Genomic DNA, 5,462 nt, shown 5'->3' on the forward strand with positions numbered 1-5,462 from the left:
ATTCTGTCGTGATCATTAATTTTTCACGAACATATCCCATTCAATCGACTACCTTTACCTACAAAATGTAAATCCTGCCCTGAATCGTCTACACTTATCTGGACAGAGGTTTTAAGGGCAGATACACTTAACTCTCTACAGATAAGGGAGCACTCAAAATGACCAAGCGAGAACGCCGTACRTTCACTTCCGAATTTAAACAACAGATCATTCAACTCTACCTAAATGGGAAAAACCGTAAGGCTCTTATTGAAGAATATGAACTTACTCCTTCTTCTTTAGACCGGTGGATACAACAGAGTGAAAACACAGGTTTTTTTAAAGAAAAAGATAACCGTTCTCCTGAGGAACAAGAACTTATTAAACTACTAAAAGAACAGAAGAAGTTACAGATGGAGAATGATATTTTAAAGCAAGCMGCGCTGATACTAGGACGAAAGTAAATGTCATCAAACGGAACAAAGAAAAAATACTCGGTATCAGCAATGTGTGGCGTCCTAGAGCTTTCACGAAGCACCTATTACTACGAAGCAAAAGAACAAACCTCAGAAGACGATGTCACAAACGCTATTTTAGACATTTTTGATAAAAACCGTAAGGCGTACGGAACACGTAAGATTAAGGTTGAATTAAAGAAAAGAGGCCTTACGGTCTCCAGAAGGCGAATTGGCCGGATCATGAAAGAACAGGGGCTTGTTTCCTCTTATACAGTCGCTCAGTACAAACCGCAAAAGACCTCATGTAACGAATCAGACCAGGCTAACGAATTAAATCAGGAATTTCTACAAGAAAAAGAAAAAAAAGTAGTGGTCAGCGATTTAACATATGTCAAAGTCAAAAATAAATGGCATTACATATGTGTCTTTGTCGATCTCTTTAATCGTGAAATTATTGGATTTAGCACAGGACCTAACAAGGACGCCAAGCTTGTGGCAAGAGCGTTTGCATCTATCAAAGGGAACCTCCGTGATATTCAGCTCTTCCACACAGATCGAGGGAATGAATGTAAAAAGAAGCTGATTGACGAAACGTTAACCATATTTGAGATTGGTCGTTCACTAAGTATGAAAGGTTGCCCTTATGATAACGCTGTCGCGGAAGCGACCTTTAAAATCATTAAGACTGAGTTCGCCAATCAAACAACATTCGCAAGCTTAGCTCAGCTTACACTCGAATTTGGAGACTATGTGAACTGGTTTAATAAGTTGCGAATTCATGGAACTTTAGGCTACGTAAGCCCTCTAGAATTTAAAAAGTTATCCCTTAAAAAAGTTGTTTGATTTAGTGTTGACAATCCAAAAGCAACTCTAATTAGATAGAGATACTTTAAAAAAAATAGTGGATCTTAAACAATCCTACCTCGTTTAAGTACAATCCTCCACAATCTGGCCCTTTAATGGAAAAACATGACTGACGTTTTTAAACAACTTTATTATGTTTTAAACTTAATGTCACTTAACAGTATTCCTTATGGAACTATCCTGCCCCGTTAGTTAATTAAGGGTCCTTTTTCCCTTGAATTTGAAAGTATGATAATGGGAATGATTTCACAAAATTTAAGCCTCAGGTCTTACTTTCAGTTAAACCCCAGGTCTGTTTTCTAAAGATGGCATAGCCAGTACACTTAATCATACAAATATCACTTAAAGGGAGAAGGAATACTGTGGTTCTTGGAAAGAAACTGCCTGAGTTTTGGACGAATTTATTGATGGGCGCGTTTGCAGCCATGTGCGTTTTTGTATTTTTACCATCGCTGCTGATAATTTATAAAGTTATATTTACAGTCATCTTAATAGGCATTCTGTCTATTAATCTTGTCTTGATAAAAATGAAAAAAGTAAACTATTTAAAACTTRCGAGTCTTTCCTTAGTGTACTTGAGCATTTTTTTGATTATTGTCTGTCTGATTTTTTATTCTACAAAGTTTTTGATTCTGGCAGATGCGAACGGTATTGAGAGCGTTTTAGGAGAAAATACCCTATTAGTCAAACTCCTTTTCCTACTTATTTGTTTCCTTCAGCCAATCATATTACCCTTGCCTGAAGCTGTAACAATTCCTGCAGGTAGTGCAGTTTTTGGCTCATTTACCGCAGCTTATCTAGGTTTTTTCGGAACTATTGCCGGAATAGCAGTCATGTTCCTAATAGCTAGGATTGGTGGACAAAAGCTTGCATTAAACTTAGTAAAAGAAAAGCACTTGCAAACCTACCAAAACTATGTAGAAAAAAATGAAACGGCCATCCTTTTCCTTCTGTTTATTATCCCGATTCTCCCAGATGAAATCATTTGCCTGGGATCGGGGATAGGCGGAGTTTCTTTTTGCAGATTTATTCTGATTGCTTCACTCTCAAAACTAATGACAGCCTTAGCCCTATCATATTCAGTCGAATTGGCAAAAGCCCTCACCATGACAGGACAGGAATTAATCTCGGCAGTGTCACTTGCTGCTGGTGTATTGTTTATTTTATCGATAGGAGTAAAATGGGTTTTAAACAAAAGAAAAGAACAATAGCAGAATGTATTATGAGAAAAACGCTGGAAAGAGTATAGCGTTTTTTTTGTGACCGAAAAAATTATAGGTATCAAATCCATTCATTCTTAACACTGTTGCTTACGTTTATGGAACTACCCTGCCCCGTTAGTTTAAGTAGAAAATTTCACAATATTGATTAACAGATTAAGCTGTCTTCATGAGAACCCAATATTTGATGAACTACAACTCAGTTAATAGAACAAGAAAAAGAGTCGCAGCTCCGACTCTTTTTCTGCTAAGTACCCTTTAGCACAATAAAAAAGGTTTTCAATTTTCATTGATAAGAATTTATATCTCTAATTCCATCTTCAAATCAGCTTCAAGATATTTGATATTTTTTAATGAAACAAACGAAAAGCCGAATTTTTTATACAATTCTATTGCCGCAGTTAGTTTATGGTTTGTAAAAAGTACAATTTTGCTTGCACCCTCTAACTTAGCTACCTCTATACATTTTTCCATTAATCTGCGTCCTATCTTCAGCCCTTGATATTTTTCTGTTACTGCAAGCTTTGCCATTTCAAATGCATTTTCTCCGTCTAATTTTATTAATGATACTGTTCCCACTATTTCAATATTGTATTTAGCAAAGAAAATAAAACCTCCACAATTTAAAACAACTTCTTCTGGATTATTTATTATTTTCTCATCTTCAGGTTCAACACTTACATATTTTTCAAGCCACTCGTATGAAAGTCTTTTTAAGTCTTCCTTGTATTCACTATTGTATGGAACGATTAAAACTTCTGCCATATTAAATATCTCCTAAATGATTAATAGTCACGTTTTATTCCACGCTTCACTAATTGCCAATCTGGTTCAATATTTTGTTTCATTCTATCTAGCATTGATAATAAGATTTGTTTTTCATCTTTACTAAAATCCCTCAATGCTACTTCACTTGAATAGTCACCTTCTCTTTTTAAAAAAGAATAAATATCTTTCCCTTTTTCAGTCGGGAAAAGTTGGAGTTCTTTTTTATTTAGAGAACTTTCCCTTTTTTCAACCCATCCATTTGACTCTAATTTTTTTATCGCCTTGGCGACAGAAGTGCGGTCTATGTTAAGTAATTCGGCTAACTGTCCCTGGATGATGCCTGGATTTTCATTTATCCTTACCAAGTATAAATATTGACCTCTTCCAAGATTATAGTCTTTAAATTCAATATTACTAATTGTTTCAATACACCGGGATAATTGACCTATCTTTCTAAGTATTTGTTGCATAGAATACCCACTTTCCAAAGAGAACTAATTATGGAATACAATGACTATGCTTCATCCGTATTGTTGAAAGTTCAACAATAATGTTGTTAATTATTTTAAACTAATCTGCCCCGTTAGTGCTTAAGAAAAAGGCTGCCTCAGCAACCTYKCTTATTGAAGTAAAGCACCTGTTARTTCWWTAAGAAAAGCRWTTCTTATTAAARAATCGCGCCCRATTGCTGAACAAGAATAACGTATTTCTCTTTGTGCCTTATTTAACATAAGTCAGGATTATCAGAGTTTTTTTAAAATCTTGGTTCTGTTAAAGAAATAATGTTGTTTTTTAATACTAGGCTCTGTTATAAAGTATTGTTGTTTTCTTTCCTGGACAACTCTTTTCCCGGTTCTTCTTTTTTATTTCTTGTGTATTTTTGGCTTACGATATAAATCAAAGGTGTTCCGATGATGGTAGGTATAAACCAAAGCCATAGTTTGGGAAGTTGGTTAAGTAGAGGAATCATATTCCCAACATTAACCAAAAGAGCTGTTACAGCACCGATATAAGAACCTAACATACCTCTAATGTGGTGATGAATCCAGTTTTTCCAACGTCTTTTACGTGCAAGGTAACCATAAATCGCAAAGGAGTAAGAAAAAAGGGCCACATAAAACAAATAAGCGATTTCTTCCCATCGCAAAATTGACAAGATGATTGCAGTAATAAATATTACAACGTAAGATGCATGGTAGAGTTCACCCCATTTTGTATGAATACCTCTTCTTTTTTTGGCGGACATAGCTATTACACCTGAAAATAAGCATATTATTCCGAATATAATATGAATGATTAAAAGTATTTGGAAAGTATCCAAAGTAATCCTCCTTCAATTTATATCAACATATACCATTAATATATTCGAAGAAGATGTAAAAAATCATTAATAATTGTATTACATGCGCTATTCAAACCCAGTTTACAAAAAGCTTCTTAAAGGGAACCCAACCAAAACCAAACCCCTTGGCACCAAAGGGTTTTCGCTTATCGGCATTTATCGTTTATGAATGATTTATTATACCTCGTTGATAAATCATCGTTTACGCTTGCTCAAGAGCGCCTGATGGCTGCATAAAAAGCAGGGTTTTATGCAACCTCTTATTCAATTAAATGGCCCTCTACATAAAGAAATAGCACAATCCTTTCTACAGAATTGCGCCCGTTTGTTTAATAAGAATTAGGCTAGCAGTGAAAGCGTTGGAAACTCATGAATTAAGAAAACTTTTTACGGCAGCTAAGAAGGCTGGTAAATTAGCATCATGCACAAAGTGCCCGGCATCTTCTATCGTCACCAATTCGCAATTCGGTATAAGCTCAGAAACTTCCTGCAATTTGTTTTGAGGAATATGACTGGAACGACCGCCTATAATAAGAGTCGGCATGATAATGTCCGAAAGACGCTCCCACCATTCGGGATTGGGTTCATTAAGTTGCCGTAGAATCGAAGGCACAACCCGCCAATCAAACGGTAGGGGATCAGAAGGTTTGGAAGGAACTTCGAACGTCTGATCTGGAACAGGAGGAGGAGTGTCTTCAACAATCAACCTTTCTATTCTTGACGGATATGTTTCCGCGAAAAGATAGGATACTGTTCCGCCCATGGAATGACCAATTAGCGTAAACCGTTCCAAATTCATAGCATTCGCAAAATGAAGCAAGTCATCGGACA

General features: G+C 35.9%; 5 protein-coding genes and 1 pseudogene. 2 read left to right on the forward strand and 4 right to left on the reverse strand.

Features of this window, described 5'->3' with window-relative positions; translation table 11 throughout:
* Positions 1–158: 158 nt before the first annotated feature.
* Positions 159–1,280: pseudogene (locus tag AC1DUW_RS20340) on the forward strand (IS3 family transposase).
* A 383-nt stretch (positions 1,281–1,663) separates the two neighbouring features.
* Complete coding sequence (locus tag AC1DUW_RS20345) at positions 1,664–2,512, forward strand: TVP38/TMEM64 family protein (protein ID WP_477643309.1); 849 nt, start codon at positions 1,664–1,666, stop codon at positions 2,510–2,512.
* Between the two features lie 309 nt (positions 2,513–2,821).
* On the opposite strand, the gene AC1DUW_RS20350 is transcribed toward AC1DUW_RS20345, so the two are convergent.
* The 4 genes from AC1DUW_RS20350 to AC1DUW_RS20365 form a co-directional block, all read right to left on the reverse strand.
* Positions 2,822–3,286: a GNAT family N-acetyltransferase gene (locus AC1DUW_RS20350; protein ID WP_477643310.1), complete on the reverse strand. Its 465-nt coding sequence runs from the start codon at positions 3,284–3,286 to the stop codon at positions 2,822–2,824.
* Between the two features lie 20 nt (positions 3,287–3,306).
* Positions 3,307–3,759: a MarR family winged helix-turn-helix transcriptional regulator gene (locus tag AC1DUW_RS20355; RefSeq protein WP_477643311.1), complete on the reverse strand. Its 453-nt coding sequence runs from the start codon at positions 3,757–3,759 to the stop codon at positions 3,307–3,309.
* Between the two features lie 338 nt (positions 3,760–4,097).
* Positions 4,098–4,610, reverse strand: a complete 513-nt coding sequence (locus AC1DUW_RS20360) for a DUF2306 domain-containing protein (protein WP_053346680.1) — start codon at positions 4,608–4,610, stop codon at positions 4,098–4,100.
* 388 nt (positions 4,611–4,998) lie between these two features.
* A partial coding sequence (locus AC1DUW_RS20365) for an alpha/beta fold hydrolase (RefSeq protein ID WP_477643312.1) occupies positions 4,999–5,462 on the reverse strand: 464 nt, incomplete at its 5' end.

The organism is Peribacillus sp. P4_C12 (assembly GCF_056402095.1).